The sequence below is a fragment of the Sphingomonas sp. Ag1 genome (genome assembly GCF_000980895.1).
In the GTDB taxonomy this organism is placed as follows: Bacteria; Pseudomonadota; Alphaproteobacteria; order Sphingomonadales; family Sphingomonadaceae; genus Sphingomonas; species Sphingomonas panaciterrae.
Genome location: NZ_LAZX01000080.1, coordinates 38,954 through 65,734, shown reverse-complemented (window position 1 = coordinate 65,734; position 26,781 = coordinate 38,954). Strand labels below are relative to the sequence as shown.

Below are 26,781 nucleotides of genomic sequence, written 5' to 3'. Positions count from 1 at the left end.
GCGCAACCCTGCCTACGTGGCTCTCGTGACCGAATTGTCGACGCAGAGCCAAGCCAGCGAGCCGCCCTATCTTTCCGGCCTGAATCCGCCGCAACGCGAGGCCGTGCTTACCACCGACGGGCCCGTCCTCGTCCTCGCCGGTGCCGGCACCGGCAAGACGGCGGCGCTGACCGCGCGCCTCGCCCATCTGCTCTACACCCGCCGCGCCTATCCCAGCGAGATCCTGTCGGTGACCTTCACCAACAAGGCGGCGCGCGAAATGCGCGAGCGGGTTGGCCGCCTCGTCGGCGATGCGGTGGAGGGGATGCCATGGCTCGGCACCTTCCACGCGATCGGCGCAAAGATGCTTCGTCGCCACGCCGAACTCGTCGGTCTGCAGAACAATTTCACCATCCTCGACACCGACGATCAGCTGCGCCTGTTGAAGCAGCTGGTCCTTGCTGCCGACATCGATGAAAAGCGCTTCCCCGCTCGCAGCCTCGCCGGCCTGATCGACGAATGGAAGAACAAGGGGCTCACCCCGCGCGAAATCGACGCTGGCGAAAGCGAGCGTTACGCCAACGGTCGCGGCGGCGAACTCTACGAGCAATATCAGGCCCGCCTGCGCGCAGTGAACGCCTGCGACTTCGGCGATCTGCTGCTCCACGTGCTCACCATCCTGAAGAACAATCGCGAGGTGCTGGAGCTGTATCAGCAGCGCTTCCGCTACATCATGGTGGACGAATATCAGGATACCAACGCCGTCCAGTACCTCTGGCTGCGGCTGCTCGCGCAGGAACGCCGCAACATCTGCTGCGTCGGCGACGATGACCAATCGATCTATTCCTGGCGCGGCGCGCAGGTCGAAAACATCCTGAAGTTCGAAAAGGACTTCCCCGGCGCCAAGGTCATCCGGCTGGAGCAGAACTACCGCTCCACGCCGCACATCCTGGGCGCCGCCGGCGGCGTGATCGGCAACAACACGGGGCGGCTCGGCAAGCAGCTGTGGACCGAGCTCGACGTCGGCGAAAAGGTCCGCGTCGTCGGCGTATGGGACGGGCCTGAGGAGGCGCGCCGCGTCGGCGACGAGATCGAGGCGTGCCAGCGTGCGGGCAAGAGCCTGGACGACATGGCGATCCTGGTCCGCGCACAGCACCAGACGCGCGAGTTCGAAGACCGCTTCATCGCCATCGGCCTGCCCTATCGCATCGTCGGCGGCTTCCGCTTCTACGAGCGGCAGGAAATCCGCGATGCACTCGCGTACCTGCGCATCGTCAACCAGCCGGCGGACGATCTCGCCTTCGAACGCATCGTCAACACGCCCAAGCGCGGCCTTGGCGACAAGGCGATCGCCAAGCTCCACCAGCTTGCCCGCGCGGAGAACCTCCCGCTCAGCTTCGCCGCCGCGCGTATCCTCGACACCGACGAACTAACCCCGCAGGCGCGCCGTGCGCTGGGCAATTTCGTCGGTGACATCGCGCGCTGGCGCGACATGGCGCGCGATCTTCCGCACCCCGAACTCGCCCGACAGATCCTCGACGAATCCGGCTACACCGCCATGTGGCAGGCGGAAAAGTCCGCCGAGGCCGCGGGCCGGCTGGAAAACCTAAGCGAACTCGTCCGCGCGATGGAGGAATATGAAAGCCTCGGCGCATTCCTCGAACACGTCAGCCTCGTCATGGACAATGAAGGCGCGCGGGAGGATCCCAAGGTCACGATCATGACGATCCACGCCGCCAAGGGCCTCGAATATGACACCGTCTTCCTGGTCGGCTGGGAAGAAGGCCTGTTCCCCTCGCAGCGCTCGCTCGATGAAACCGGCACCCGCGGGCTCGAGGAGGAACGCCGCCTCGCCTATGTCGCAATCACCCGCGCGCGTCGCCAGGCCACGATCCTCCACGCCGCCAATCGGCGCATCTATGGCCAGTGGACCAGCTCCATCCCCTCGCGCTTCGTCGCCGAGCTGCCCGACGATCACGTTGAGACGGAAACCACCATGTCTGGCGGCGAAAGCCTGTGGCGCGCGAATTGGTCGGAACGCGCCGATCCCTTCGCCGACGTGGGGCGCGGCACCGGCCGCGGCCCGGGCTGGCAGCGCGCGGCGGGGACGCTCGGCGGCAAGCCCGGCGGCGACTGGCAAAGCCGCACCTTTTCGCGCGAACCGTCGCGCGTGGTCGAAAGTCGCACGCCGGCGGTCAGCCTCGGCAACAAGGGGCGCACCGACCTGTCGGTTGGCCTGCGCGTCTTCCACCAGAAGTTCGGCTACGGCACGATCGAGGAGATCGAGGGCAACAAGCTCGAGATCGAGTTCGAGAAGGCCGGCCGCAAGCGCGTCATGGACAGCTTCGTCACCATCCCCTGATCCTCAGTGCTATTTACCTGCCGGGTTGATGCCGCAATAGTCCGGCCATGGCCCTTCCGCGTGCTGATGCCGACCAACTCGCCCGTCAGGGGCTCGATGCCCTGCGCAATCGCGACGGCGCCCGCGCCCGCGCCATCTTTGATCGGCTGGCGGTGGAGGCCCCGGCCGACGTGCCGCGTCCGTGGTTGCCGCTCGCCCAGGCCTGCCGACTGATCGGGGACACCCCGGCCGAGACGGAGGCGTTGCAGGCGCTGCTCAGGGAACAGCCTCGCAACCTCGCCGGGCTGTTGCTGATGGGGGATCGCAAGCGGCTCGATAGCGACGATCGCGCCGCAACCGTCTTCTACACCGCGGCGCTCAATCAGGCCGCGGCCATGCGTGAGGTTCCGGCCTCGCTCCACCCGCTGCTACGCCAGGCGGAAGCGTTCAAGCAGGAAAGCGCCGCGCGCTTCGCCGGCCATGTCGAGGCGGCCGTGGGCGCGCTTCACGCCGGCCGCGTCGCCCAATCGGTCGACCTGCTGCTCGGCCGCCGCGAACTTCACCTGCAACAACCCTCGATGTTCTATTTCGAAGGGCTGCCGCAGCGCCCCTTCTACCGCCGAGACGAGTTCGACTGGGTCGCCGAGCTCGAGGCCGCCACACCCGCCATCCGTGCCGAGCTGGAAGCCGTTACCGAGGACTTTCGCCCCTATGTGGAGGGTGATCCCAACCGCCCGCTCCCCAACAACCCCCTGCTCGACGATCCGGCATGGAGCGCGCTGCATCTGTGGCGCGGCGGGGAGATCGTGGCGGAGAACGCCGATCGCTTTCCCGTCACCATGGCGGCGCTGGCGAAGCTGCCCATTCCGCGCATTGCCGGCCGCTCACCAATGGCGCTGTTCTCGAGGCTGACGCCCGGCGCGCATATCCAGCCGCATCACGGCCTGCTCAACACCCGCCTGATCTGCCACCTGCCGATCATTGCCCCGCCCGGCTGCGCGCTGCGCGTTGGCGCCGACACGCACGAATGGCGCGAGGGTGAGCTCGTGACCTTCGACGATTCCTTTGAGCATGAGGCATGGAATCGCGGCACGTCGACCCGCACGGTCCTGCTGTTCGAGATCTGGAAGCCGGAGCTTGCGCCCGACGAACGCGCCGACCTGACCCGGCTGTTCGAGGCGATCGACGCTTATGGCCCGCCGATGGTTGATCAGGGCTGACGGCAGCTGCGCACGGCCCCGCTCGCCCGCAGCGCCCACCAGATGATCAGTGGTTGGAGCAGCAGGCGCACCACATGATATCCGATCGGCAGCCCCGTTCCGCTCGACAGGTCGTTCCACGCATGCTGCATGTTCGCCGGCCACACGCAAAGCGCATAGGCCGCCAGCGCCCATCCCGCCGCGCGCCGGTACCGCGGCGTCACAAGGGCCGCCGCGCCTGCCAGCTCGGCGAGCCCGGTTGCCAGCACCACCAGCCGCGGCGCCGGCACGAACTTCGGCACGATCCGCACCATCGCATCGATGAACAGCAGATGCCCGATCCCCGCCGTCAGATAGAAGGCGATCAGCAGCCAGCGTGCCACGCGTCTGCCGCCGCTCTCCCGGTCCATCATCGATCCTCCTGACCAACGGAACGATGCGCCGATGCAACCGTATCCGCCTTGCCCTCTATGTGGGGCGCGCTTGCGGGCGCCCGGTTTTCAGGATTGGGAGAGGATCGCGACATGTCGTTCCGTCACATCGCCGTCACCATGGCTGCCGCCGCGGCGGCGGTGGCAACCCCCGCACTCGCGCAAACCGCCGCTGATGATGCGCGCTTCCGCGCCGCGCAGGAACGGTTCGAGCGCGAGCTGGAAACCTTCCGCAGCGAATATGATCGCTACCAGTCGGTGCGCCGGGTGCCGGGATCCGGCTATCGCACCGCGCCGGCCGACCCCCGGTACGACGACCCGCAATGGCGCGATGAGGCGATTATGATCCCAGCCGCTATTATAGCCCCGGCAACCAGGAACGCGCGCTCGGCCCCAACGACCGGGTCTATACCGGATCGGACGGCCGCTATTACTGCCGGCGCTCCGACGGGACGACCGGGCTGATCGTCGGCGGCGCGCTGGGCGGCGTGCTCGGCAATGTCATCGATGGCGGCCGCAGCCGCACGGTCGGAACGCTGCTGGGTGGCGCGGCCGGCGCACTCGCCGGGCGCGCCGTGGATCGCAGCAATCAGCAGATCCGCTGCCGCTGACGAACGGATCGTCGCGGCGCTGCGAGTCAGCCGTCGACGGCCAGCAGCGTCACCCCTTCGTAGCGCTCTTCCTTGGGATTGAAGAGCTCGCTCGGCGTGAAGCGCCGCGGCGTGACCCGCATCCCGCCCAGGCCAACGATCTTGAACGCGCCGATCTTCGGCTCGCGCGGCGGCTTGCCGTCGCGCTCCAGCGTCACTGCGTCGAGGTAGAATTCACCGTGCTTGGTGTAGACGATGTGCGGCGCCAGCGTCACGTCGCCGCGATTGTAGGTCGCGGCGAGTGCCTGCTGCTTGACGATAGCCTCGAACACGACGGGCATGGTGGCCGGCGGCGGCGACGGTGCGACCTGATCCTGGTCGGTATTCAGCTTCATGTTCAACGGCAATATCCACACTGCTGCACCGCAGCAACATTCGTTTTCTGCAACTCTGCGTAACCTGTTTGCACCCGTAGATGCGGCTGCTCACTCCTGCTCGGGCATCAGCTTGCGCGCAAAATAGGTCATCTGCAGCGCCTGCAGTCGCGCACCCTGCGCAATGTCGGCATCACCCGAATGGCCACCCGCCGTGTCCTCGTAGAACAGGTACGGCAAGCCATATTCGCGCATCCTCGCCGCGAACTTGCGGGCATGCTGCGGCCCGACCCGATCGTCCTTGGTCGTCGTCCAGATATAGGGTTCGGGATAACGCCCACCGCGACGCAGCGCATGATAAGGCGAGATCCGCTCGAGGAACGCGCGCTCCTCGGGGACGCTGACCGAGCCATATTCGTCCACCCACGACGCGCCCGCCGCAATTCCTTCGTAGCGCAGCATGTCGAGCAGCGGCACCTGGATCGTCACCGCGCCCCACAATTCGGGGTGCTGCGTCATCTCGACGCCCATCAGCAGGCCGCCGTTCGACCCGCCATAGATGCCGAGCCGCGAGGCGCTGGTGATCCCGCGCGCAAACAGGTCGCGCGCGATGTTGGCGAAATCGTCATAGATCAGCTGGCGACGCGTCTTGCGCCCTGCCTCATGCCATGACGGGCCGAACTCCCCGCCGCCGCGGATGTTGGCCAGGACAAATGCCCCGCCCCGCTCCAGCCACAGCTTGCCGGTGATGCCCGAATAATAAGGCGTGTTCGATACCGCGAAGCCGCCATAGGCCGTCATCAGCGTCGGCGTGCTGCCGTTGAGCGGGGTGTCCGCCCGGCGAACGACGAAATACGGGATCTTGGTGCCGTCAGACGAGGGCGCCTCGTGCTGCTCCACCACCAGCCCGGTGGCATCGAAGCGCGCGGGCGCCGACTTGACCGTCGCTGGCGCCGCATCGCTCGCCGCGTTGAATGACATCAGCAGCGTTGGCGTGGTGAAACCCGACACCGCCAGATAGGCTTCGTCACTCGCGATATCGCTGGCCACCAGATCGACCGACAGATTGTCGGGCAGCTTGAGGCTGCGGCTGCTCCACCCGTCCCCGGACGGCGTGAACACCATCGCGCGGCCACGCACATTGTCATAGATCGCCGCAACCACCGCATTGCGCGTCACGCGCACATTGCCCCGGTCGACCGCTTGCCGTTCCGCCGGCGCGAAGATCACCGTCGGCGTGCCCGTTCCCGCCATCGCGTCCTTCAGCGGCAAGGAGGCAAGGGCCCCCTCCGGCACCGCGCCCCACGGCTCGCTCGTGCGGAAGATCAGCTGTCCCTTGACCAGCCCGATCGCCTCCACCTTCTCCGGAATGGCGATCTTCTTCGCGGTCTTGCCGTCCCACAGCAATGTCTCGGAGGTGAAGAAGGTCTTGGCGCGCGTGATCACCACCGCGCGGTTGCCGTCGCCGTCGACCATCACCGATGGAAACACGCCCAGGTCATCTTTGGTCCCGCGGTACAGCTCGCGCGCCTCGCTCAGCGGCTGGCCCCGCTTCAGGATCTTGACCACGAACGGATAGCCGGACTTCGTCAGCGATCCGGTACCCCAGTCGCGCGACACGATCAGCGTGTTCTCGTCGATCCAGTCGGCATTCTGCTTCGACGTCGGCAATGCAAAGCCGTCCTTGACGAACCGCCCGTCGACCAGGTCGAACTCGCGCAGCGACGTGGCGTCCTCGCCCCCCTCGCTCAGCGTGATGAGGCAGCGGCGCTCGCCCGGTTCGAGGCAGACGACCCCCTTCCACACCCACTTCTTGCCTTCCGCCTGCGACAGCGCGTCGACATCGATCAGCGTCTGCCAGCGCGGCGTTGCGGTGGCGTACTCCTTGGCGCTCGTCCAGCGCCAGATGCCCTGCGGGTGCTTCTGGTCACGCCAGAAGTTGAAGATCCGGTCGCCCAGCATCTGCGGCATCGCGATCCGGTCCTCGGCGGAGGCGATGGCCAGCGCCTCGTCATAGAAGGTGCGATAGCGCGGGTCGTTCTCCAGGCGGGCAAGCGTCCGGGCATTTTCCGCCTCTACCCATGCCAGTGCCCGCTTGCCGTCCTTGTCCTCAAGCCAGATATACGGATCTTCAGTCATCGATGCGATTTGGGCGGCGCTTTGCGGTGCTGCAAGCACTCCGAGTGCGATAGCCACAAGATGTTGCAATGCGGGACGTGTCTTCATCGGGCGTCGATATACTGTCTCCTGCCGATCGAACAACCCTGAGCTGGCGCTGATTCAACGCTTTAGCGCACACCCCGCGGCACCCCGCAATCGCCGGCTTGTCCACGACCATCATCCGCGTATGACCGCCGCAATGTCCGATGGCCTTCCGCTTCCCCGCCGCCTGTTCGCGATCGGCGCGCTTGGTTGCGGGTCCGCGCTGGTGATCATCGACGGCGGCATCGCCAACGTCGCCTTGCCGACGATCGCGCGGGATCTGGGGGTGGCGTCCAGCGCCGTGGTGTCGATCGTCACCGTTTATCAGGTCACGCTGGTCATGCTCCTCCTGCCATTTTCGGGGATGGCGGAGCGTATCGGGCTCAAGCGGACCTACCAGGGCGGGCAGATCATCTTCACCCTATCGACCCTGCTCTGCTTCTTTGCCGAGAGCTTTCCCTTCCTCCTCATCGTGCGGACGATGCAGGCGATCGGCGCGGCTGGCGTGCTCAGCGTGTCGTCAGCGCTGATCCGTCACACCTATCCCACCCGGCAGCTTGGCCGTGGGCTCGGGATCAATGCCGTCATCGTTACCAGCGCCGCCGCCGCCGCGCCCACGGTCGGCGGCCTGGTGCTCGCCGTCGCGCCCTGGCCCTGGGTCTTCGCCTGCACCATCCCGCTCGCGATCGTCAGCCTGATCCTCGGTCGCTGGCTTCCCGATCCCCCGCCCCGCCTCACCAGGCTCGATCTTGCCGGCGCGATCATGTGCGCGGCGATGTTCGGCCTCGTCATTGGCGGCGCGGAAAGCTTCGTCCACGGCGACAGTCCGGTGGTCAGCGCGGCGGTCGTGGCCGCCGGCGCGACCATCGGCTGGTTCTTCGTGCGGCGCGAACTGGGCATCACCGCGCCGATCCTCCCCGTCGACCTGCTCGCCCGCCCGATCATCGCACTGTCCGCGGTCGGCAGCCTCACCGCGTTCATGGCGTCAATGACGGTGCTCGTCTCCACCCCCTTCCGCCTGGCCGCACTGGGTTTCACCCCCGCGCAGATCGGCACCTGCATCGCCCCCTGGCCGCTCACCAACATGGTCGTCGCACCGCTCTCCGGCGCATTGTCCGATCGTATCCCAGCGGGCATCCTGGGGGGCATCGGCATGGCGGTCTCGCTCATCGCGCTGGTGCTCCTCGCCACCATGCCGGCCGACGCGGGGATACTCGACGTGGCGTGGCGCATGGCGCTGTGCGGATCGGGCTTCGGCCTGTACCTGCCGCCCAATTCGCGGCTCGTGGTCGGCTCCGCACCGCACCATCGCGCTGCTGCCGCGGGCGGCCTCATCTCCACCCTTCGCCTGACGGGGCAGACGATCGGCGCCACGCTGGTCGCCGCGCTTCTCGCCGCGGGTGTCGGGACCGGTGCCGTCCCGCCTCTGGTGGCCGCCGGGCTCGCGCTCATCGCCGGCCTGTGCAGCATCGCCCGGCTGCGCCCCTCGGTAAGCAGCCCCGCCGGCTTTGAAACTCCTGCCGAGGCACCAACCCTCCGCCCCTCGCGCTGACCGGAACGCGGCTCGCATCCGCTCGTTCACGGCAAGGCACTAACCGGAGTTAATCATGCCCTACGTCAAGACACGTGATGGAGCCGACATCTTCGTGAAGGATTGGGGCGAGGGTCGTCCCGTCGTGCTGATCCACGGCTGGCCGCTGTCGGCCGACAGCTGGGATCCTCAGGCACTGGCGCTGGCGGAGGCCGGCTATCGCGTCATCTCCTATGACAGGCGCGGCTTCGGCCGGTCGAGCCAGCCGTGGACGGGTTATGACTATGACACGCTGACCGACGATCTGGCCGACGTGATGAAAGCGGCCGGCGTCGAACAGGATGCGACGCTGGTCGGCTTCTCGATGGGCGGCGGAGAGGTCGCGCGCTACATGAGCCGCCATGACGGCCGCGGCGTCAATTCGGCCGTGCTCGTCGGGTCGGTCGTGCCGTATATGCTGAAGACGGAAGACAATCCGCACGGCGTGCCGGAACATCAACTCCTCGGGATCGCCGCCGGCATCCAGGAAGACCGCCCGAACTTCTTCCACAATTTCTTCAAAGACTTCTTCGGCGTGGGCTATGTGACCAGCCCGGTCAGCCAGCCTATGCTCGAATGGGCCTGGCGACTTGCGATGCAGGCGTCGCTGCGTTCGACGCTGGAATGCGCGAAGAGCTTCAGCTTCACCGATTTCCGCCCCGACCTGCCGGCGTTCCGCGTGCCGACGCTGGTGATCCACGGCACGGGCGACAAGACGGTGCCGATCGACGCCACCGGTCGCGCCGCGGCCGCCGGCATCGCCGCGAGCCAGCTGGTCGAATATGACGGCGCCCCCCACGGGCTGTTCGCCACCGAAAGCGAGCGCCTGACGGAGGATCTGCTGACCTTCCTCAGCCGCTGACCGCTGGCTCATGAAAAAAGGGGCGGTGGAGGTTTCGTCCTCCACCGCCCCTTTTCGATTCCGGGATGGCGATCAGATGTGCAGCGCGCGGCCGTAGGCGCTCAGCACCGATTCATGCATCGCCTCGCTGATCGTCGGGTGCGGGAACACCGTCTCCATCAGTTCCGCCTCGGTCGTCTCCATCGTCTTGCCAATCGTGTAGCCCTGGATCATCTCGGTCACTTCGGCGCCAATCATGTGCGCGCCCAGCAGTTCGCCGGTCTTGGCATCGAACACCGTCTTCACGAAGCCTTCCGGCTCGCCCAGCGCGATCGCCTTGCCGTTGCCGATGAAGGGGAAGTTGCCAACCTTCACCTCATAGCCGGCCTCCTTCGCCTTCGCCTCGGTCAGCCCGACGCTGGCGATCTGCGGCCGGCAATAGGTGCAGCCCGGGATGTTGCGCGGGTCCATCGCATGCGGGTGCCCGCCCGCGATCGCCTCTGCCGCGATCACGCCCTCATGGCTCGCCTTGTGCGCCAGCCACGGCGGCGCGGTGATGTCGCCGATCGCCCAGACGCCCGAAACGTTGGTGCGGCACATCGCATCGGTCTTCAGGAAGCCGCGCTCGTCCATCTCGACGCCCAACTCCTTCAGGCCGATGTCTGCGGTATTCGGCACGATCCCGACCGCCACGATCACATGGCTGAATTCGGCAGTCACTTCCTTGCCCGATGCGTCCTTCAGCCTGGCAGTCACGCCCTTGTCGCTGACGTCCAGCGCGCTGACCCCGGCGGAGGTCATGATCGTCATGCCCTGCTTCTTCAGCGACTTTTCCAGATGCGCGGAAATGTCCGCATCCTCGACCGGCACCAGCCGGTCGAGCATCTCGACGACCGTCACGTCCGCGCCCATGTCGTTGTAGAAACTGGCGAACTCGATCCCGATCGCGCCCGATCCGATGACCAGCAGCTTGCTGGGCATCTCGGTCGGCGTCATCGCGTGGCGATAGGTCCAGATCCGCTTGCCATCGGCCATGGCGAACGGCAGGTCGCGCGCCCGCGCGCCGGTGGCGACGATGATGTTCTTATAGCCGATCTCGGTCGCCTTGCCGTCCTCGGCGGTGACGGTCAGCTTGTTCTTCCCCGTCAGCTTGCCCGTGCCCATGTAGACCGCGATCTTGTTCTTCTTCATCAGGTGCGTGACGCCCTGGTTGAGCTGCTTGGCAACGCCGCGCGACCGCTTCACCACCGCATCCAGGTCAGCGACGATGCCCTCCGCCTTCAGGCCATAATCCTTGGCATGGCCCATCAGGTGAAACACCTCGGCCGACCGCAGCAGCGCCTTGGTCGGGATGCACCCCCAGTTGAGGCAGATGCCACCCAGCAGTTCACGCTCGACGATCGCGACCTTCAGCCCGAGCTGCGCGGCGCGGATCGCAGCGACATAGCCGCCTGGCCCCGAGCCGAGGACGACGAGATCATAAGTGTCTGCCACTTTTCAGTTCCTTGGTTTGCGCGCGGCTTTCATCAACGCCGGCACGCTCATCGCCAGCAATGCCAGCATCACCGCCCAGCTCACCGGCTCCAGCGAGTCGGCGCCCTGCGGATAGGACCAGATCGCCGCGCGAAAGACCGCCTGCGTCGCCACCAGCGCGATCGCCAGATAGATCAGCTCGACGGCCGCCGCGCGGTTCATCTCAGGCCAGCATGCCCAGCGGGTTTTCGCACAGCGCCTTGAACGCCTGCATCAGTTCGGCACCATCCGAACCATCGATCGCACGATGGTCGAAGCTGCCGGTCGCGCTCATCACGGTCGCGATGCCCAGTGCGTCGTCGATGATGTACGGGCGCTTCTCGCCCGCACCCACCGCCAGGATCATGCCCTGAGGCGGATTAATCACCGCCTCGAACTGCTTGATCCCGTACATGCCCATGTTGCTCAGTGACGCGGTGCCGCCGGTGAATTCCTCCGGCTTCAGCTTCTTGTCGCGCGCACGCGCGGCCAGATCCTTCATCCGGGTGGAGATCGACGACAGCGACGCGGTATCGGCCTCGGTGATCACCGGTGTGATCAGCCCTTCCGGCGTCGACACCGCGACCGAGATGTCGGCGCGCTTGAACGTGACCAGCTCGTTCGGGGTGTACATCACGTTGCACTTGGGCACCTGCACCAGCGCCGCGGCCAGGGCCTTGATCATCAGGTCGTTGACCGACAGCTTCACGCCGCGCGCGCCCAGGCTCTCGTTCAGCTCGGCCCGCAGCTTCAGCAGCTTGTCGAGGCGCACGTCCACGGTGAGGTAGATGTGCGGCACCTGCTGCTTCGACTCGGTCAGGCGGCGCGCAATCGTCTTGCGCATGTTGCTGAGCTTGGTCGTCTCATGCGGGATGTCGGGGATCTGGGCCGGGGCAGGTGCAGCGGCCGGCGCGGCGGTTGGCGCGCTGGCGGCCTGCGAAGGCGCAGCCGCGGCCGCCGGCTGCGCGCCTTCCACATCGGCCTTTACGATCCGGCCGTTCGGCCCCGATCCCGCCAACGTCGCCAGGTCCACGCCCTTCTCGGCGGCGATGCGGCGCGCCAGTGGGCTGGCCTTCACGCGCTCGCCATCGCGGCGCGGCGCGGCAGCGGCCTGCGGCTGTGCTGATGCCTGGACCGGAGCCTGGGCCTCAGCGGCCGGCCGCTTGTTCTCGGGGTTTTCTGCGGACACCTTCTCGCCGGTTTCGCGATCGACCGGTGCGTCGACCTGCTCCTTCTTCGGCGCCGGGGCGGCGGTCTCGGCGGCAGCGTCCTTCTTCGCCGGCGCGCTTTCCTCGCCCTCACCGTCGAGCAGCATGATGACCGTGCCGACCTTCACGCCATCGGTACCCTCGGGAACCACCAGCTTGCCGACGACGCCCTCGTCGACGGCCTCGAACTCCATCGTCGCCTTGTCGGTCTCGATTTCGGCCATGAGGTCGCCCGCCTTGACGGAGTCGCCCTCCTTCACCAGCCATTTCGCCAGCGTGCCTTCCTCCATCGTGGGGGACAGCGCGGGCATTTTGATCTCGATCGACATGAAGGTCCTCAGCGGTTCCTGGCGGGGCGCCCGTCTCTTGCGCCGAGGCCTTGCGCGGTCAACCCCGCAGGCGGATAAGTGACGCCTTACAGGGGCGAAGACAATATAATGCGCATCTATCTGACCGTGATTGATGAAACCCCGGAGGCAGAGATCGCGCTTCGCTTCTCCGCCCGGCGCGCCGTGAAGACCGGCGGCGGCGTGGAAATCCTCGCCCTCGTCGAACAGCAGGAGTTCATCGCCTTTGGCGGCGTGCAGGCCACGATCGAGGATGAGGCCCGCCGCCATGCCGAGGGGCTGGTGGCCAAGGCCGCCGGTACCTTGCTGGAGGAATCGGGCCTTCGCCCCTCCATTACCGTGCGGCAGGGCGATGGTCCCAAGATCATCCGGGAGATGCTGGCCGCCAATCGCGAAGTCGCCGCGCTGGTGCTTGGCGCGGCCGCCGACGGGCCGCCCGGACCGCTCGTCACCCACTTCGCAGGTCAGGCCGGCACGCTGCCGGTACCGCTGATGATCATCCCCGGCAACCTCGATCGCGAGGCAATCGACCGGCTGAGCTGATCCACCCGCGTCGCCCCTGCGAGACGCGGCGGCGCGGGCGTCAATCTCAGCGGCGCCCCTGGCTTGGCGACGTGGTGGTGGTCGTCGTCGTCACCGGCTGCCCCTGCACCGTGATCGTCGTGATGCTCGTCCCCGGATAATAATAGCCGTTGGCATAATAGCCGGGCGTCGGCGTCGTGGTGGTCGTGCTGAGCACCCGCGTGCCCGGTGCCGCCGTCACCACGACGGGCGCCGCACCCGTTACCTGCTGCACGGGGGGCGGAGCGGCTGCCGGCGAAGAGGCCGGCGCACGCGTTGCCACGGCCGGAGGATAGCCACCGGTCGCCGCCGAATAGCCTGCTCCCGGAACCGGATAGTCCGCGCCGTAGCGGGGCGCCGGCGCGCGATAGGGTGCCGCAGGCTGACCAGTGCCCGCGACCTGCCCTGCGCCAACGCTCGTGACCGTCCGTTGCGCCGGGGCGGGTTCGGGTGTGCGCGCTGCCGCTCGGCGCGGTGCATCATAGGGCGCACCCTGCGACGACGACGGCCGGGTCGGTGGCGGTGGCGGTGGCGGGGCGGCATAGGCCAATCGGTCATATCCCGGCATCGCGCCGACATCGGCATAATCGACCAGCACATCGTCAAACTGGTCCCAATCGACGCCGCCGATCGTGTCGTGCACCGATCCGCGCGCATCGATCATCACCGCGTCGTCATAATAACGCGACCAGACATAGCCCTCCGGCGGCCGCGGCAAGCCATAGGTGGCCCAGTCGTTCACCCGCCAATCGGGCGACAGCCAATAGGTCGGCAAGGCCCAGCCCCGCAGCGGCCGGCGATAAGCGTCCCAGCCACCCGGCGCGCGATGCCCGGCCCACCAGCGTCCCTCGGACCGCTCGCCCCAGCGCGACGGTGACGTGACCGCGGCCTGCGACGCGCTGGCATCACGCCGCGCCTCGGCCGAGCGGCGGCTTCCCGGGGGCGGCGGCACACGCGGGCCGCTCGGTCGCTCGGCGGCGGCGGCGCGCAGGTCGGGGCGATCGGGACTGCCAGCCGCCGCGCTCGTCGCGATCGACAGGATCGCCGCCGTCGCCAAGAGTGCGCGCATCGTCCATTCTCCCAGAACTCATTCAACCGGCAAGGCAACTGCCGACGCTCGTCAGGAAGAATGATATCAAAATGGATAAGGACTAGCCACAATGGCCAATGTCCCGGAATGATGCATCCGGAACAGGTACCGTGGCGCGACCATCGTTCGTCTCAGGCGATCCGCGGCGCCAGTAACGCGACGATCGCCTCGCACCCTCGCGCATCCTGCGCGTCGAACCGCCCGGGAATGGGGCTGTCGAGGTCAAGCACGCCGACCAGTCGGCCCTCATGAATAATCGGGACCACCAGTTCTGACGCGCTTGCCGCATCACAGGCGATATGGCCCGGGAAGGCGTGAACATCGGCCACCAGCTGGGTCTCGCGCGTCGCCGCCGCGGCGCCGCACACCCCCGCGCCGACCGCGATACGAATGCACGCCGGCTTGCCCTGGAACGGCCCCAGCACCAGCGTGTCGTCCACCATGCGGTAGAAGCCGGACCAGTTCAGGTCGGGCAGATATTGCCACAGCAGCGCCGCGGCATTGGCCATGTTGGCGATCGCGTCCGGCTCGTCGGCGGTCAGCGCGTCCAGCGCCGACAGGATGTCACGGTAAAGCTCGGCCTTGTCGCCGGCTGCAATGTCGAACTGATACATGGTGCGCGATGTAGTCGCCCCCGCTCCATCGCGCGAGGGCCTTCCTTCATGCGCCGCTTACCATTGTTGCGCTATTGTGGTGGCATGATCGCCGATTCCATCGTTGCCGCTGCCGGCCGCGCCGAGCCCCGCCCGGCGTCCGCCGTGTCGCATGGCGTCGGGCTTGCCGGGCTCGCCGGGGTGATCGTCTGGATCGCGATTGCCCGCGCCTACGGCATGGACGGGCCTTATGCCGCGCTGGTCAACCTGCTCGCCTGCGGCATCCCGATGATCGTCTGGTCGATCTTCGTCGACAAGGTCCATCGCCGTTCGTCGACCGGGATCGACTGGGCAGCGGCGCGGCCGTGGCGCGACACCATCGATGTCAGCCTCGTCAAACTCGCCGGCCTGTGGGCGACCTGGGCGGGCATCGCGCTCATCTACGCGACCTGCCGGTTCTACTGGGAGGGCAATTTCGCCTTCGCCATGTGGTGCCTCGGCACCGCCGCCCCCGCCCTCTTCCTGCTGTCGATACCCTATGTCCTGTGGCTCGACCGCTATCTGGTCGAGCCACGCGATGGCGCCTGGGCGCTCGGCGCATGGCTCACCAACACTGCCCGGCCGGAACCGGACGTGATCTACGGCCACCTGCGCGCCTGGGGGGTGAAGGCCTTTTTCCTGGCGTTCATGCTCGCCATCGTCCCGCCCGGTTTTGCCGAGTTCATCCAGACGCCGACCTTCGGCATCCTCGCGGATCCGGTGCGCCTCGCCAATTGGCTCATCACCTTCATGTTCGTGATCGACGTGGCATTCGCGACGGTGGGCTACATCCTCACCATGCGGCCGCTCGACGCGCATATCCGCAGCGCGAATCCCTACGCCGCCGGCTGGGCCGCGGCGCTGATCTGCTATCCCCCCTTCATCCTCATGGATGCCGGCGGCCCGCTCGATTATCACCCGGGCACCGCCGACTGGACCTATTGGCTTCAGGGATATCCCGTCCTGCTCGCGCTCGTCGGCGCGCTGCTGGTGCTGCTCACCGGCATCTACGCCTGGGCGACGGTCGCCTTCGGCCTGCGCTTCTCCAACCTGACGCACCGCGGCATCCTGACGCATGGTCCCTACGCCTGGTCACGCCACCCGGCCTATCTGACCAAAAACCTGTTCTGGTGGGTCTCGACGATCCCGCTGCTCTCGACCGGCTCGCTGGCCGACGCGGCGCGTGCCACGCTGATCCTCGCGGCGGTCAGCGGCGTCTATTACTGGCGTGCCCGGACGGAGGAGCGGCACCTGTCGGCCGACCCCGCCTATCAGGAATATAGCGCCTGGATGAGCCGCAACGCGCCGGTGCCGCGCTTCTTCCGCTGGATCGGCGGGCGCTGACGTTCAGCCGCGCACCTGCCCCGTCCCCACGCCGACCCATTTGTAGGTCGTCAGCCCCTCCAGCGCGACCGGCCCGCGCGCATGAAGCCGGCCGGTCGCGATGCCGATCTCGGCGCCCAGCCCGAACTCGCCGCCGTCGGCGAACTGCGTCGACGCATTCCACAGCACGATCGCGGAGTCGACTTCGGCCAGGAACTGCTCTGCCACCGCCTCGTCCGACGCGACGATCGCATCGGTATGGTGCGAACTGTGCCGGGCGATATGCGCCAGCGCGCCCTCAAGCCCATCGACCATCGCGACCGAACAGATCGCGTCGAGATATTCGGTGTCCCAATCCTCCTCGGTCGCCGGGACAACATCGGCAACCGACGCGATCCGCTCGTCGCCCCGCACCTCGCACCCCGCCGCCGCCAGCGCGGCGATCAGCGCACCCGGCTCGGGGTAGCCAGCGTCGATCAGCAACGTCTCGGTCGCCCCGCAAATGCCGGTGCGCCGCATCTTCGCATCGACCACGATCCGGGTTGCCATCACCGGATCAGCGGATCGGTGGATGAACAGGTGGTTGATCCCGTCGAGATGCGCCAGAACCGGCACCCGCGCCTCCGCCTGGACGCGTGCGACCAGGCTTTTTCCGCCGCGCGGCACGATCATGTCGATCAACCCGTCCGCCGCCAGCATCGCGCCCACCGCCGCGCGATCGGTCGTGGCGACACGCTGCACCGCATCGGCCGGCAGACCGCCCGCCGCCAGCCCCTCGCAGAAGGCCTGATGGATCGCGGCATTGCTGTCACGCGCCTCCGATCCCCCGCGCAGCAGCACGGCATTGCCCGACATCACGCACAGCGCGGCGGCATCGGCGGTCACGTTGGGCCGGCTTTCGTAGATGATGCCGATCACCCCGATCGGTACGCGCACGCGCGACAGGCGCAGCCCGTTGGGGCGCGTTGCCGTGTCGATGATCTGGCCGACGGGATCGGGTAGCCCGGCCACCGCTTCGACCGCATCCGCCATCGCCGCGACCCGCGCCGGGTCCAGCCGCAGACGATCCAGCATCGCCCCCGACAGCCCCGCCGCCTCCGCTCGCGCAACGTCCTGTCGATTGGCGTGCAGAATGTCTTCGGACGCCGCTCGCAGCGCCTGCCCGACCTGACGCACGCCGGCGCGCCGCTCCTCCGTGCTGGTGCGCGACAGCACGCGCTGCGCCGCGCGCGCTTTGGTGGCGAGGTCGGCGATCAGGGCAGACGGGGACAACGGATCCAGCATGGCCGACATCTACCATGCCAGGGCGTTGCGGACGAGTAGCTGTGGTCCCCCGGATCAGCGCGCACCCCGGCCGTCGGGCATCGTGGCAGCGAAACAGGCACCCGCCAGCATTCCAGTAACGCCGGCACCTGGGCTCCTCGCCCGATCACCTGACGCTGGACGCGCGCTTCCCAGCCCCTGTGATGCCGCGCCTGCCCGCACTATATCGAAACCCATGTGGCAGACGCTCGATCGACGGCAGATGCTGGCTGTGCTCGGCGCGGGAGCCGCGGCAACGGCACTCGGCGCCTGCCGCGCCTCACCCGCCGCCGCGGAAAGCTTCCCCGTCCGCTTCAGCGACGAACAATGGCGCCAGCGCCTGTCGCCCGCGGCCTATCGCGTGCTGCGGCAGGAGGCGACCGAGCGCCCCTTCTCCAGCCCGCTGGATCGCGAGAAGCGCCCCGGGATCTTTCGTTGTGGGGGTTGTGGCCAGCCGCTGTTTTCCTCGCGCACCAAATTCGACAGCGGCACCGGCTGGCCCAGCTTCTATGCGCCGCTGCGCCATGCGGTGGGAACGCGGCGGGATTTCTCGCTCGGCATCCCGCGGACGGAGGTGCATTGCGCCCGCTGCGGCGGCCACCTTGGTCACGTCTTCGACGATGGCCCGCCGCCGACGGGGAAGCGCTATTGCATGAACGGGGTCGCGCTACAGTTTCGCGCCGCCTGATAGGCGCCGCAGGCGGTCAGGAACGGGCGCTCTGGCGCCCGCCCGGGATCAGTCCGAAACCGAAACGCCGCCGCTGACCGGCACCGATGCGGCCGATGCGATCGCCAGATTGGCCAGCCGCGTCTCGTCGGCACCCTCGCCCTTGCCGGCCTGGATCACCGGCGCACCGGCAACGCCATCGGCATAGATGAAGCCGTTGGTCGGATAGTCGGACGTGCCAAGGCCGCCATTGGGCGCATACCACACCTTGACCATGCTCCAGTCACCGGCCGGGGACACGTCGATCGCGCGCACATCGCGCTCGATCTTGCCACGGCGCGACCAATTGGCGTGGGTCAGGCGCACTTCGCGATCGCTGACGACCTGGCTGACCATCGCGACATGGCCGACGCGCATGCGGCGGGTCGACTGGAAGGAAAGCACCGCGCCGACCTTGGGCGTATTGCCGCGCTCGTAGCGACCGGCAGCCTGGCCCCACCAGGTATTGGCGTTGCCGTGAATCTGAATGCCAGAGATCTCACGGGCGTAAGGTGCGCACTGCCAGAACTGTGCATTGGCTGCGGTCGCGGTCATCAGGCCGCACGACACCACCAGCGCCAAACGCGCCGTCAAAGACTTGAAATTCACTGCGACCCCCCGGCCAAACCGACGTTCGTTGCAGTCCAGCTACGGGGGGTTCCGCTGAATACCAATAGTTGCGGGAACCAATTCCGATGAACGGTGTTGCGGCGCCGACGAACAGCAAAACTACCCGTATTTTAACCATCCGGCGGCGGCCGCCCGCCGCTTCTCACGCTTCCGCAGGCTGAAAAACCGCCGTTTCCGCCTGCATTTACTCCGATTGGATTCGACGCAGAAAGAAGAGCCCCCGGGATGATCCCGAGGGCTCCTCCACCTCATCGCTGGCGCAGGTGCTTACGGCACCGGGTCGATCCGCTCCGCGTCCAGCGCCTGCATCCGGAGCGCCTCCAGCCGCGCGGTATGCTCCGCCCGCCCGAAGGGGAAGGCGCGGTAGGTGAACGCCGCGATCAGCGCGAGCACCGTGGCGCAGATGATGTAGATAATCGTCAGGCGATCCAGCACCGCGACCGGCACCTGCCCCGGCACCGCCTTCGCCGGGAAGTTCGCCGCCGCCAGGATCAGTCCGGTGGCAAAGATCCCCACGCCGCTGGTGCACTTCTGGATGAAGAAGCTGCCCGCAAAGAACACGCCCTCGGAACGTCGCCCGGTGCGCTGCTCCGAATCCTCCACCACATCGGCCATCATCGATGCGCCCAGGATGTGCGCCGTCACGCTCGCCGCCGTCCCCGCCGCCAGCATGCCGAACAGCAGCGGCAGCATCATCGGGTTCTCCGGCCCCGGGAACATGCCGGCCAGCCGCAGCCAATAAGGCGTGGTGCCGATGATGATCGCCAGGATCGCTGCGGTCGACGCCGCCTTGGGCTTGCTCGTCACCGCCCCGATCCGCGGCGCGACGACAAACGCCACCAGCACGCCGCCGAACAACACCATGCTCAGCGGCACGAAGGTCGGCACCGTCAGCCCCAGGAAGCTGACCGTCGTGAACCCCCACACATAGGTGTAGAGATAGTTGGAGATCGCGTAGGTGATGCCCTGGTTGGTGAACACGAACAGGCCGGCGATCATCAGGATCACGAATGCCTTGTTGTTCAGCGTCTGGAACAGGTCGGCGAAATTCTGCTTCAGCGTCTGCTTCTCGATCACCGGCGACGGAAGGTTCGGGATCTCGCGATGGGTGCCCATCGCCGACGTCAGGATGGCGATCCCCATGAAGATCGCGCCGGCGACGGCAAATCCCTTGTACCCCGCGGGATTGAGCAGGCCGTTGGGATATTCCGGCGTCGGCGACAGGAACACCCAATAGGCCGCGATGAGCATCACCAGCCCGCCGGCCCAGCCGAACAGGTAGCGATAGGCCATGATCCGCGTCCGTTCGTCATAATCGGCGCTCAGCTCCGCGGCCATCGCCTGGCTCGGCACTTCATAGGCGCTGACGGCGCTGCGCACGAGCACGGCGACCGCGAACAGCCAGCCGAGCGTCGCCGCCTGCGACGATTGCGGCGGGTTCCACAGCAGGATCCAGCCCAGCATGATCGGCAGCGCCGATCCGTACAGCCAGGGATGCCGCCGGCCCCAGCGCGTACGCGTGCGATCGGACAGGAACCCGATGGTCGGATCGACAAAGGCGTCGATGATCAGCGCCAGCATGATGACGAAGCCGACCGTCGCGGCCGGCACCCCGATCACCTGGTTGTAGAACAGCAGGAGGAACGTGCCGAAGCCCGAATCCTTCACGCCATAGGCCGCGGCGCCGAAGCCATAGCTGGCCATCGTTCCCGGGCGCAGGCGACGCGCCGGCGCCGGACTGGGCACCGCGACGCTGGCGGTACTCGCGATTGTGGCGTTCATTGAAATGCCTCCAGCGCCGCGAACAGCCCGGGCTGTTCGGGATCCCAGCTTTGCCGTGTGCCGATGGTGATGCCGCCGTCGACGACCAGATGTGTGCCCGTGACGAACCCGGCCTCGTCGCTCAGCAGGAACGCGACCGCCGCGGCGATATCCTCCGGCCGCCCCGCCCGCTTCACCGGCTGCGCGTGCGCGGCCACCTGCGCGATCGCCTGGTTCGCCAGCTCCAGCTTGTCGGCCGGCACGTTCAGGTGCCGGGTGAAGATGTTGGTGGTGATGAAGCCGGGGATTACCGCGTTGACGCGGATATTGTTCTTGGCAAGGTCCGCGGCGGCCAGCTTCGACAGGTGCAGCACCCCGGCCTTGGCGGTGGAATAAGCGATCGGCGCATAGCCGGTGCCCAGGGCAGAGACGCTTGAGGTGTTGACGATCGCCCCGCCGCCGCGCTTCGCCATCAGCGGCGCGGCATATCGGATGCCCAGCGCCACCGATCGCAGCAGCAATGATTGGGTGCGGTCCCAGCCATCGGCCGGCATTTCGTCGATCTTTTCCGGCGCCCCGCCGGCGCCGGCATTGTTGAACAGGACGTCCAGCTCACCCGGCGCCTCGATCAGCGCCTTGATGTCACCTTCGTTGGTGACGTCGCATCGTCGGAAATGGATCTTGCCGTTGGAGGTGCTCGCCAGCTCCTCGCCACCTTCCTCGTCGATGTCGCCGATCCAGACCTCGGCTCCTTCTTCCGCCAGCCGCAGCGCAGTCGCACGTCCGATGCCGGACGCGCCGCCTGTCACCACGGCACGCTTACCCGAAAAGCGCATCCTCTCGTCCTGTCTTTCTGTTTTCGGCAGCATAGTATGGCGCTGCCCTTCGTCAATCATAACCTGTTCGAAAAAGCGGTAGGCCGCTTGCCGTCTTTCGGCGCGCTCGCTAGCCCCACCGCAAACGAGGAGGGATCACGATGAGCCTGAACAATCTTTTCAGCCTGGAAGGGCGCACCGCGCTGGTCACCGGCGGCAGCCGCGGCATCGGCAAGATCATTGCCAAGGCGTTCATCGAACAGGGCGCGAAGGTCTATATCTCGTCGCGCAAGGCGGCAGCGTGCGAGGAAACCGCGGCCGAGCTCGGCCCCAACTGCATCCCGCTGCCGATGGACGTCTCGACGGTCGACGGCTGCCGCGCGCTGGCCAAGGCGCTGGCCGAGCGGGAGGACCATCTCGACGTCCTGGTCAACAATGCGGGCGCGGCCTGGGGCGTCCCGTTCGAGGAGTTTCCGGAGGCCGGCTGGGACAAGGTCATGGACCTGAACGTCAAGTCGCCCTTCTTCCTCACCCAGTCGCTGCATGAGTTGCTGAAGGTGAAGGCCAGCCATGACGCCCCGTCAAAGGTGATCAACATCACCTCGATCGACGGCCTGCGCCTCAATCCGTGGGATACCTACAGCTATCACGCCTCCAAGGCGGCGCTGATCTATCTGACGAAGCGGATGGCGGCGCGGCTGATCAAGGACGGCATCATCGTCACCAGCCTCGCCCCCGGCGCCTTCGCCAGCGAGATGAACCGCGCCGCGCGCGACCATGGCGACACGGTCGCAAAGGGCATTCCGATGCGCCGGATCGGCAATTTCGATGACATGGCCGGCGCCGCGATCTTCCTCGCCAGCCGCGCCAGCGATTATGTGGTAGGCGATACGCTCGTCGTCGACGGGGGCCTGGTCAACGCGTCGCTCGGCACCAGCATCGACGCCTGAACGGTCCTCGATTACCCAAAGAACGGGGCGGATGGCTCGGCCACCCGCCCCATTTTCTTACCAGAAGATGTTCTGGATCACGTCGACCACTTCGCCGGTGTAAACGTCCACCAGCAGCGCATCATTGTAATAGCGCACCCAGCGGAAATCGTCATACGCCTCCGGCAGGCGATAGGCCCAGGGATCGTTGATCCAGTAACTTTGCGCGAACAGCCCGGCGGTCAGGACCGCACCGATGCCGAACGGGCGATACCCCTGGTTCCAGCCATAGGGCGCATAATAGCGCGGCAGGCGGAAGGCGTTGCGGTTGCTGTTGCGCCAGCGTGCCCAGTCATAGCGGCTGTCGCGCCGCCAGTCGCGGTTCCACCCGCCCCGATCCCGATTGCGGTCCCAGTTGCGGTCCCAATTTCGATCGTTGCGATAGCCACGGTCGAAATTCCCCGCACGCCAGCTGTTGCGCTGCCAACCGTCGCGATCATCACGGCCGCGCTGGCCATCCCAGCGGCGCTGCTCGTTCCACTGGGCACGGCGGGCGGAATCGCGGGCCTGGTCATTCCAGTCCGCGCCGCTGCGTGCCCAGTTACGCTGCGCCTCCGCCTGGCGGTTGCGCTGCCACGCCTCGCGGTCACGTCCCGCATTGCGGTCCGGACGGACCTGCTCCGGGCGCGGCGCCTGCGCGCCCTGCTGCGGACGGATCGGCCGGTAATTGCGAGTCGGCGCCTGCTGCTGCGCACGTTGCCATGCGTCCGCCCGTCCGCCATCGGGCCGCGCGGGGCGCTGGGCCGGTGCGGGACGTTGCGCCGGGGTCGGCCGCTCCGCGCGCTGACGCCCGCCGCCACCGGGCTGGCCACCCTGCCGCTGCTGCCAGCTGCCGCCAGGCTGCCCGCCCTGGCGACCCTGCCAGCCGCCGCCCGACTGCGGGCGCTCGGCACGCCGCCCGCGATCACCGCCGCGGTCGCCGCCACGATCCTGCGCGGTCGCGATACCCGGAACCAGCGCCGCGGCCGCCATCAGTGCCGCCATGAACTTCCTGGCCATCTTTGATTACTCCATCGCCGGCACACTTCGCCGGCCCTGCCTATGACGAACCATTAGGCGAGCCGTGGCGAATACCGGCTGAATGCAGCAGACAGCATTATGAAAGGATTGGCGCCGCCCGCGCCGTTACATGGCAATGACTGGCGGGGCGGCCCTGCGCACAGGCGCAACGCCCCGCCCAACCCTGTCAGGCAACGCCCGCCAGCGCCTTTGCCTTGGCATAATCCGCCTTGCCATTGGGCGCGCGGAGCGACTGGTCGGTGGCGATGATCGTCTTGGGCAGCTTGTACCCCGCCAGCCGCTGGCGCAGCACGTCGCGCGCGGCATCCTCGTCAAAGCCGGTCGACTGCACGACGGCCGCAACCGCCTGCCCCCATTTCGGATCGGGCACGCCGAACACCAGCGCGTCGTCCACCTTCGGGCACAGCTTCAGCGCCTCCTCGACTTCCTCGGGGAAGATCTTCTCGCCGGCCGAATTGATGCAGGCGGAACCACGGCCCAGCAGGATGACGCTGCCATCCTCCGCAACCTGCGCATAATCGCCCGACACGGTGTAGCGCACCCCGTCGATCAGCCGGAACGTGCGCGCGCTCTTCTCCGGGTCCTTGTGATATTCCACCGGGTTGGGCGGCCCCAGCACGACCTTGCCGGTGACGCCCGACCCCGGCACCACATCCTTGTCGTCATCGTCGAGCACGCGGCACCGCGGGCCGACCACGAACTTGGCCGTCTCGACCGTCCCGTCCTTGGTGGTCAGCGACACGCCCATGCCGATTGCCTCGGAGGAGCTGAAATTGTCCTGGCACGTCGCCTCGGGCATGTGCCGGATCAGCCCGTCCTTCACGCCCTGCGTCCACATCACGCCGGACGAGTTGATCAGCCGCATCGCCGACACGTCCCACCGGCCGGGCTCGGCGTCCAGCGCCTCCAGGATCGGCCGTGCAAAGGCGTCGCCCACCACCACCAGCCGGTTCGCCTGCCAGCGGTGGATCGCGTCCAGCGCCTCTTCCGGCTGGAAGCTGCGGCTCGGCAACGTCGCGACGAACCCGCCCGCGAGCAGCGAGCCATAGGACGTCAGCAGCCCAGTCCCGTGCATCAGCGGCGGGCCGCAGACGGTGCGCGGATAATCGGGGTTCGCCGCCGCCATCGCCGCCGCTTCCTCGACCGTGGTCGGCACCGGCAGCCCCGCCGCCGCCGCCGCGCCATGCGCGATCGCGTTCAGGTCGGCATGGCTCCACACCACGCCCTTCGGCATCCCCGTAGTGCCGCCGGTGTAGATGAAGAACCGGTCCTGCGGATCGCGCGCGATTTGCACCGGCGCGCCATCGCCGGCGACCAGATCCTCGAACGCCTCGGCGAAGGGCGGCAGACTTCCGGGATCGCCGCCGATCTCGACATAGCTGCGCACATGCGGCGAGCGGTCCACCACATCGGCCACGCAATCGCGCAGCCGCGCATCATAGACCAGCACCGTCGCGTCGCTGTCGGCGAGGATGTACGCCAGCTCCTCCGCCACATAGCGGTAGTTGACGTTGACGTGAGTCCCCCGCGCCTTCCAGCACGCCATCAGCGCGACCAGATAATCGGCCGAATTATAGGCGTAGAAGGCGAAGCGGTCGCCCGGCTTCAGCCCGCGGTCGATCAGCGCGCGCGCCAGGTTGTTCGACTGGACCCGCAGCCCGTCCCAGTCGATCACCTGCTCGCCATGGGCCAGCGCCACCCGGTCACCCGGCACTGCGGCTTCCACCGCCTCGATCAGGTCACCGAAGTTGAAGCTCATGCCGCCTGCTCCGAAGGGGCCGGCGCTGTCTCGGCGGGCTTCGTCTTGCCCCAATATTCGTCGCGTAGCAGCCGCTTGTATAGCTTGCCCGTGTCATGCCGCGGCAACTCGGCGCGGAAATCCCACCGCCGCGGGCATTTGACGTGACTGAGGTTCGCGCGGGCGAACTCCGCCAGCTCGCTCGCCAATGCTTCCTCATTCGCGCCCGGATCCTTGGGCTGGATCACCGCGACCACCTGCTCGCCCATCTCCTCGTGCGGCGCGCCGATCACCGCCACATCGGCGACCTTGGGATGCGTGATCAGCAAATTCTCGATCTCGGCCGGATAGATGTTCACCCCGCCCGAAATGATCATGAAGCTCTTGCGGTCGGTGAGGTAGAGATACCCCTCCTCGTCCATCCAGCCCACATCGCCTAGCGTGGTCCAGCCCTTGGCGTTGGTGCTGTCCTTCGTCTTCTCGGGATCGTTGTGATAGCTGAACGGCGCGGCACCGGTCGGGTTCAGGTCCGTCACCGGCGCCTCGAAATAGATCGTGCCCTCGGTCCGCGGCGGCACTTCGTTGCCGTCCTCGTCGCAGATGTGGGTGATCGTGGTCAGGTTGCGACCGACCGATCCCTTGTGCGTCAGCCACTCGGGCGACAGGATGTTGTGGAAACCATTACCCTCGGTCCCGGCATAATATTCGCCGATGATCGGGCCCCACCACTCGATCATCGCCTCCTTGACGGGGATCGGGCACGGCGCGGCGGCATGCCACACCGCCTTCAACGAGGAGACGTCGTACTTCCGCCGCACGTCCTCGGGCAGCTTCAGCATACGGATGAAGTGCGTCGGCACCCATTGCGCATGGGTCACCTTGTACGTCTCGATCGCCTCCAGCGCCTTTTCGGGATCGTAGCGTTCCATCACCACCACGGTGCCGCCCAACTGCTGCACCGCCATCGACCAGCGCAGCGGCGCGGCGTGATACAGCGGCGCGGGCGACAGATAGACCATGTCCGGGTTGAAGCCGTACAGCCCCTGCCCGATCATCATCAGCGGGGAGACATTCTCGCCATAGGGCTCTTCGGGCAATGCGAAGCGGACGCCCTTGGGCTTGCCGGTCGTGCCGGAGGAATACAGCATGATCTGCCCCGGCGACGGATCGGCGATCGGCGTGGTCGGCTGGCTGGCGCAGGCCTCTTCCCAGCTCTGATAACCCTCGATCGTACCGTCGACCATGTAATGGACCAGATCGCCGATCAGCGGCAGCACGGCCTCCGCACAGGCGGCGCACCCCTTGGACGCGATGAACACGCGGCAGTCGCCGTCACGGACGATATATTCCGCCTCGCCGGCCATCAGCTTGGACGAGATGCAGGTGAGATAGACGCCGGCGCGCTCGGCCGCCCAGGCGACCTCGAAATAGCGCGGCGAATTGTCCATCATCATCGCCATCGCGTCGCCCCGCTTCAGGCCCAGCGATCGGATCAGATGCGCACCCTGGTTCGCGCGCGCATCGAGCTGGGCGAAAGTGACCGTCTCGCCGGTCCCCGCCATCACATAGGCGGCTTTGTCGGGCGTGGCGGCGGCATGTTTGTACGGGTGCGTCATCATT

The 26,781-nt window shown here is 67.2% G+C and carries 23 protein-coding genes and 1 pseudogene; 9 read left to right on the top strand and 15 right to left on the bottom strand.

Going from position 1 to position 26,781, the window contains the following annotated elements:
• The first annotated feature begins 25 nt into the window (after positions 1 to 25).
• Positions 26 to 2,341, top strand: a complete 2,316-nt coding sequence (locus XM50_RS04195; RefSeq protein ID WP_046407628.1) for an ATP-dependent helicase — start codon at positions 26 to 28, stop codon at positions 2,339 to 2,341.
• Between the two features lie 47 nt (positions 2,342 to 2,388).
• On the top strand, positions 2,389 to 3,540 hold the full coding sequence (locus XM50_RS04190) for an aspartyl/asparaginyl beta-hydroxylase domain-containing protein (RefSeq protein ID WP_046407598.1): 1,152 nt from the start codon (positions 2,389 to 2,391) through the stop codon (positions 3,538 to 3,540).
• Here XM50_RS04190 and XM50_RS04185 read toward each other — a convergent pair.
• Positions 3,531 to 3,929, bottom strand: a complete 399-nt coding sequence (locus tag XM50_RS04185; protein WP_046407627.1) for a DoxX family protein — start codon at positions 3,927 to 3,929, stop codon at positions 3,531 to 3,533. The genes XM50_RS04190 and XM50_RS04185 overlap by 10 nt on opposite strands.
• A gap of 114 nt (positions 3,930 to 4,043) precedes the next feature.
• On the opposite strand from XM50_RS04185, the pseudogene XM50_RS04180 reads away from it, so the two are divergent.
• Positions 4,044 to 4,561: pseudogene (locus XM50_RS04180) on the top strand (glycine zipper 2TM domain-containing protein).
• A 26-nt stretch (positions 4,562 to 4,587) separates the two neighbouring features.
• Here the strand turns inward: XM50_RS04180 and XM50_RS04175 are convergent.
• Both XM50_RS04175 and XM50_RS04170 read right to left on the bottom strand, forming a co-directional pair.
• Positions 4,588 to 4,935 (bottom strand): hypothetical protein, encoded by a 348-nt coding sequence (locus XM50_RS04175; protein WP_046407596.1) that lies wholly within the window; start codon positions 4,933 to 4,935, stop codon positions 4,588 to 4,590.
• Between the two features lie 90 nt (positions 4,936 to 5,025).
• Entirely contained in the window at positions 5,026 to 7,053 is a 2,028-nt protein-coding gene (locus tag XM50_RS04170) for a prolyl oligopeptidase family serine peptidase (protein WP_231621848.1), read from the bottom strand.
• A 220-nt stretch (positions 7,054 to 7,273) separates the two neighbouring features.
• Between XM50_RS04170 and XM50_RS04165 the strand changes: the two genes are divergently transcribed.
• Positions 7,274 to 8,668, top strand: a complete 1,395-nt coding sequence (locus XM50_RS04165; RefSeq protein WP_046407625.1) for an MFS transporter — start codon at positions 7,274 to 7,276, stop codon at positions 8,666 to 8,668.
• Between the two features lie 55 nt (positions 8,669 to 8,723).
• Positions 8,724 to 9,548 (top strand): alpha/beta fold hydrolase, encoded by an 825-nt coding sequence (locus XM50_RS04160; protein WP_046407592.1) that lies wholly within the window; start codon positions 8,724 to 8,726, stop codon positions 9,546 to 9,548.
• Positions 9,549 to 9,620: 72 nt separating this feature from the next.
• Here the strand turns inward: XM50_RS04160 and lpdA are convergent, their stop codons facing one another.
• From lpdA to XM50_RS04145, 3 genes are read right to left on the bottom strand one after another with little or no spacing between them, the layout of a single operon-like run.
• Complete coding sequence (gene lpdA / locus XM50_RS04155; protein WP_046407590.1) at positions 9,621 to 11,021, bottom strand: dihydrolipoyl dehydrogenase; 1,401 nt, start codon at positions 11,019 to 11,021, stop codon at positions 9,621 to 9,623.
• 3 nt (positions 11,022 to 11,024) lie between these two features.
• Positions 11,025 to 11,222, bottom strand: coding sequence for a hypothetical protein (locus XM50_RS04150; RefSeq protein ID WP_046407588.1), 198 nt, complete (start codon positions 11,220 to 11,222; stop codon positions 11,025 to 11,027).
• A 1-nt stretch (position 11,223) separates the two neighbouring features.
• Entirely contained in the window at positions 11,224 to 12,576 is a 1,353-nt protein-coding gene (locus tag XM50_RS04145) for a pyruvate dehydrogenase complex dihydrolipoamide acetyltransferase (protein ID WP_046407586.1), read from the bottom strand.
• A 108-nt stretch (positions 12,577 to 12,684) separates the two neighbouring features.
• On the opposite strand from XM50_RS04145, the gene XM50_RS04140 reads away from it, so the two are divergent.
• Positions 12,685 to 13,137 carry a universal stress protein gene (locus XM50_RS04140; protein WP_046407584.1) on the top strand — a complete coding sequence of 151 codons (453 nt, stop codon included), beginning with the start codon at positions 12,685 to 12,687 and terminating at the stop codon, positions 13,135 to 13,137.
• 46 nt (positions 13,138 to 13,183) lie between these two features.
• On the opposite strand, the gene XM50_RS19105 is transcribed toward XM50_RS04140, so the two are convergent.
• Complete coding sequence (locus XM50_RS19105; protein WP_082102694.1) at positions 13,184 to 14,224, bottom strand: RcnB family protein; 1,041 nt, start codon at positions 14,222 to 14,224, stop codon at positions 13,184 to 13,186.
• Positions 14,225 to 14,376: 152 nt separating this feature from the next.
• A complete protein-coding gene (locus XM50_RS04130; protein ID WP_046407582.1) occupies positions 14,377 to 14,859 on the bottom strand; it encodes a GAF domain-containing protein in 483 nt (160 codons plus the stop codon).
• 84 nt (positions 14,860 to 14,943) lie between these two features.
• Between XM50_RS04130 and XM50_RS04125 the strand changes: the two genes are divergently transcribed.
• Complete coding sequence (locus XM50_RS04125) at positions 14,944 to 16,221, top strand: methyltransferase family protein (protein ID WP_046407580.1); 1,278 nt, start codon at positions 14,944 to 14,946, stop codon at positions 16,219 to 16,221.
• Positions 16,222 to 16,224: 3 nt separating this feature from the next.
• On the opposite strand, the gene XM50_RS04120 is transcribed toward XM50_RS04125, so the two are convergent.
• Positions 16,225 to 17,484 carry a glutamate-5-semialdehyde dehydrogenase gene (locus XM50_RS04120; protein ID WP_046407621.1) on the bottom strand — a complete coding sequence of 420 codons (1,260 nt, stop codon included), beginning with the start codon at positions 17,482 to 17,484 and terminating at the stop codon, positions 16,225 to 16,227.
• 214 nt (positions 17,485 to 17,698) lie between these two features.
• On the opposite strand from XM50_RS04120, the gene msrB reads away from it, so the two are divergent.
• A complete protein-coding gene (gene msrB, locus XM50_RS04115; protein WP_046407578.1) occupies positions 17,699 to 18,190 on the top strand; it encodes a peptide-methionine (R)-S-oxide reductase MsrB in 492 nt (163 codons plus the stop codon).
• 48 nt (positions 18,191 to 18,238) lie between these two features.
• On the opposite strand, the gene XM50_RS04110 is transcribed toward msrB, so the two are convergent.
• The 3 genes from XM50_RS04110 to XM50_RS04100 all read right to left on the bottom strand — a co-directional run bounded on the left by XM50_RS04110 (position 18,239) and on the right by XM50_RS04100 (position 21,435).
• On the bottom strand, positions 18,239 to 18,763 hold the full coding sequence (locus tag XM50_RS04110) for a CHAP domain-containing protein (RefSeq protein ID WP_197075346.1): 525 nt from the start codon (positions 18,761 to 18,763) through the stop codon (positions 18,239 to 18,241).
• Between the two features lie 342 nt (positions 18,764 to 19,105).
• On the bottom strand, positions 19,106 to 20,620 hold the full coding sequence (locus tag XM50_RS04105; protein WP_231621847.1) for an MFS transporter: 1,515 nt from the start codon (positions 20,618 to 20,620) through the stop codon (positions 19,106 to 19,108).
• Positions 20,617 to 21,435, bottom strand: coding sequence for an SDR family NAD(P)-dependent oxidoreductase (locus tag XM50_RS04100; protein WP_046407574.1), 819 nt, complete (start codon positions 21,433 to 21,435; stop codon positions 20,617 to 20,619). Before XM50_RS04100 ends, XM50_RS04105 begins: the two co-directional genes overlap by 4 nt.
• Positions 21,436 to 21,575: 140 nt before the next feature.
• On the opposite strand from XM50_RS04100, the gene XM50_RS04095 reads away from it, so the two are divergent.
• Positions 21,576 to 22,364 carry an SDR family oxidoreductase gene (locus tag XM50_RS04095; protein ID WP_046407573.1) on the top strand — a complete coding sequence of 263 codons (789 nt, stop codon included), beginning with the start codon at positions 21,576 to 21,578 and terminating at the stop codon, positions 22,362 to 22,364.
• 57 nt (positions 22,365 to 22,421) lie between these two features.
• On the opposite strand, the gene XM50_RS04090 is transcribed toward XM50_RS04095, so the two are convergent.
• The 3 genes from XM50_RS04090 to XM50_RS04080 form a co-directional block, all read right to left on the bottom strand.
• Positions 22,422 to 23,402: an RcnB family protein gene (locus XM50_RS04090; RefSeq protein WP_046407572.1), complete on the bottom strand. Its 981-nt coding sequence runs from the start codon at positions 23,400 to 23,402 to the stop codon at positions 22,422 to 22,424.
• Positions 23,403 to 23,589: 187 nt separating this feature from the next.
• Positions 23,590 to 25,182 (bottom strand): AMP-binding protein, encoded by a 1,593-nt coding sequence (locus XM50_RS04085; protein WP_046407571.1) that lies wholly within the window; start codon positions 25,180 to 25,182, stop codon positions 23,590 to 23,592.
• The gene (locus tag XM50_RS04080; RefSeq protein WP_046407570.1) at positions 25,179 to 26,777 is read right to left on the bottom strand and encodes an acyl-CoA synthetase; all 1,599 of its coding nucleotides are present in this window, start codon (positions 26,775 to 26,777) and stop codon (positions 25,179 to 25,181) included. The genes XM50_RS04085 and XM50_RS04080 overlap by 4 nt, the downstream gene beginning before the upstream one ends.
• Positions 26,778 to 26,781 lie beyond the last annotated feature (4 nt).

Bases quoted from the DNA above. Each gene is read 5' to 3' on its own strand.
- XM50_RS04125 (WP_046407580.1), top strand. From the start codon at position 14,944: ATGATCGCCGATTCCATCGTTGCCGCTGCCGGCCGCGCCGAGCCCCGC.
- XM50_RS04175 (WP_046407596.1), bottom strand. From the start codon at position 4,935: ATGAAGCTGAATACCGACCAGGATCAGGTCGCACCGTCGCCGCCGCCG.
- XM50_RS04095 (WP_046407573.1), top strand. From the start codon at position 21,576: ATGAGCCTGAACAATCTTTTCAGCCTGGAAGGGCGCACCGCGCTGGTC.
- XM50_RS04140 (WP_046407584.1), top strand. From the start codon at position 12,685: ATGCGCATCTATCTGACCGTGATTGATGAAACCCCGGAGGCAGAGATC.
- XM50_RS19105 (WP_082102694.1), bottom strand. From the start codon at position 14,224: ATGCGCGCACTCTTGGCGACGGCGGCGATCCTGTCGATCGCGACGAGC.
- XM50_RS04085 (WP_046407571.1), bottom strand. From the start codon at position 25,182: ATGAGCTTCAACTTCGGTGACCTGATCGAGGCGGTGGAAGCCGCAGTG.
- XM50_RS04130 (WP_046407582.1), bottom strand. From the start codon at position 14,859: ATGTATCAGTTCGACATTGCAGCCGGCGACAAGGCCGAGCTTTACCGT.
- XM50_RS04170 (WP_231621848.1), bottom strand. From the start codon at position 7,053: ATGACTGAAGATCCGTATATCTGGCTTGAGGACAAGGACGGCAAGCGG.
- XM50_RS04105 (WP_231621847.1), bottom strand. From the start codon at position 20,620: ATGAACGCCACAATCGCGAGTACCGCCAGCGTCGCGGTGCCCAGTCCG.
- XM50_RS04090 (WP_046407572.1), bottom strand. From the start codon at position 23,402: ATGGCCAGGAAGTTCATGGCGGCACTGATGGCGGCCGCGGCGCTGGTT.
- XM50_RS04160 (WP_046407592.1), top strand. From the start codon at position 8,724: ATGCCCTACGTCAAGACACGTGATGGAGCCGACATCTTCGTGAAGGAT.
- XM50_RS04185 (WP_046407627.1), bottom strand. From the start codon at position 3,929: ATGGACCGGGAGAGCGGCGGCAGACGCGTGGCACGCTGGCTGCTGATC.
- XM50_RS04100 (WP_046407574.1), bottom strand. From the start codon at position 21,435: ATGCGCTTTTCGGGTAAGCGTGCCGTGGTGACAGGCGGCGCGTCCGGC.
- msrB (WP_046407578.1), top strand. From the start codon at position 17,699: ATGTGGCAGACGCTCGATCGACGGCAGATGCTGGCTGTGCTCGGCGCG.
- XM50_RS04190 (WP_046407598.1), top strand. From the start codon at position 2,389: ATGGCCCTTCCGCGTGCTGATGCCGACCAACTCGCCCGTCAGGGGCTC.
- XM50_RS04110 (WP_197075346.1), bottom strand. From the start codon at position 18,763: ATGACCGCGACCGCAGCCAATGCACAGTTCTGGCAGTGCGCACCTTAC.
- XM50_RS04120 (WP_046407621.1), bottom strand. From the start codon at position 17,484: ATGCTGGATCCGTTGTCCCCGTCTGCCCTGATCGCCGACCTCGCCACC.
- XM50_RS04165 (WP_046407625.1), top strand. From the start codon at position 7,274: ATGTCCGATGGCCTTCCGCTTCCCCGCCGCCTGTTCGCGATCGGCGCG.
- XM50_RS04080 (WP_046407570.1), bottom strand. From the start codon at position 26,777: ATGACGCACCCGTACAAACATGCCGCCGCCACGCCCGACAAAGCCGCC.
- XM50_RS04145 (WP_046407586.1), bottom strand. From the start codon at position 12,576: ATGTCGATCGAGATCAAAATGCCCGCGCTGTCCCCCACGATGGAGGAA.
- XM50_RS04150 (WP_046407588.1), bottom strand. From the start codon at position 11,222: ATGAACCGCGCGGCGGCCGTCGAGCTGATCTATCTGGCGATCGCGCTG.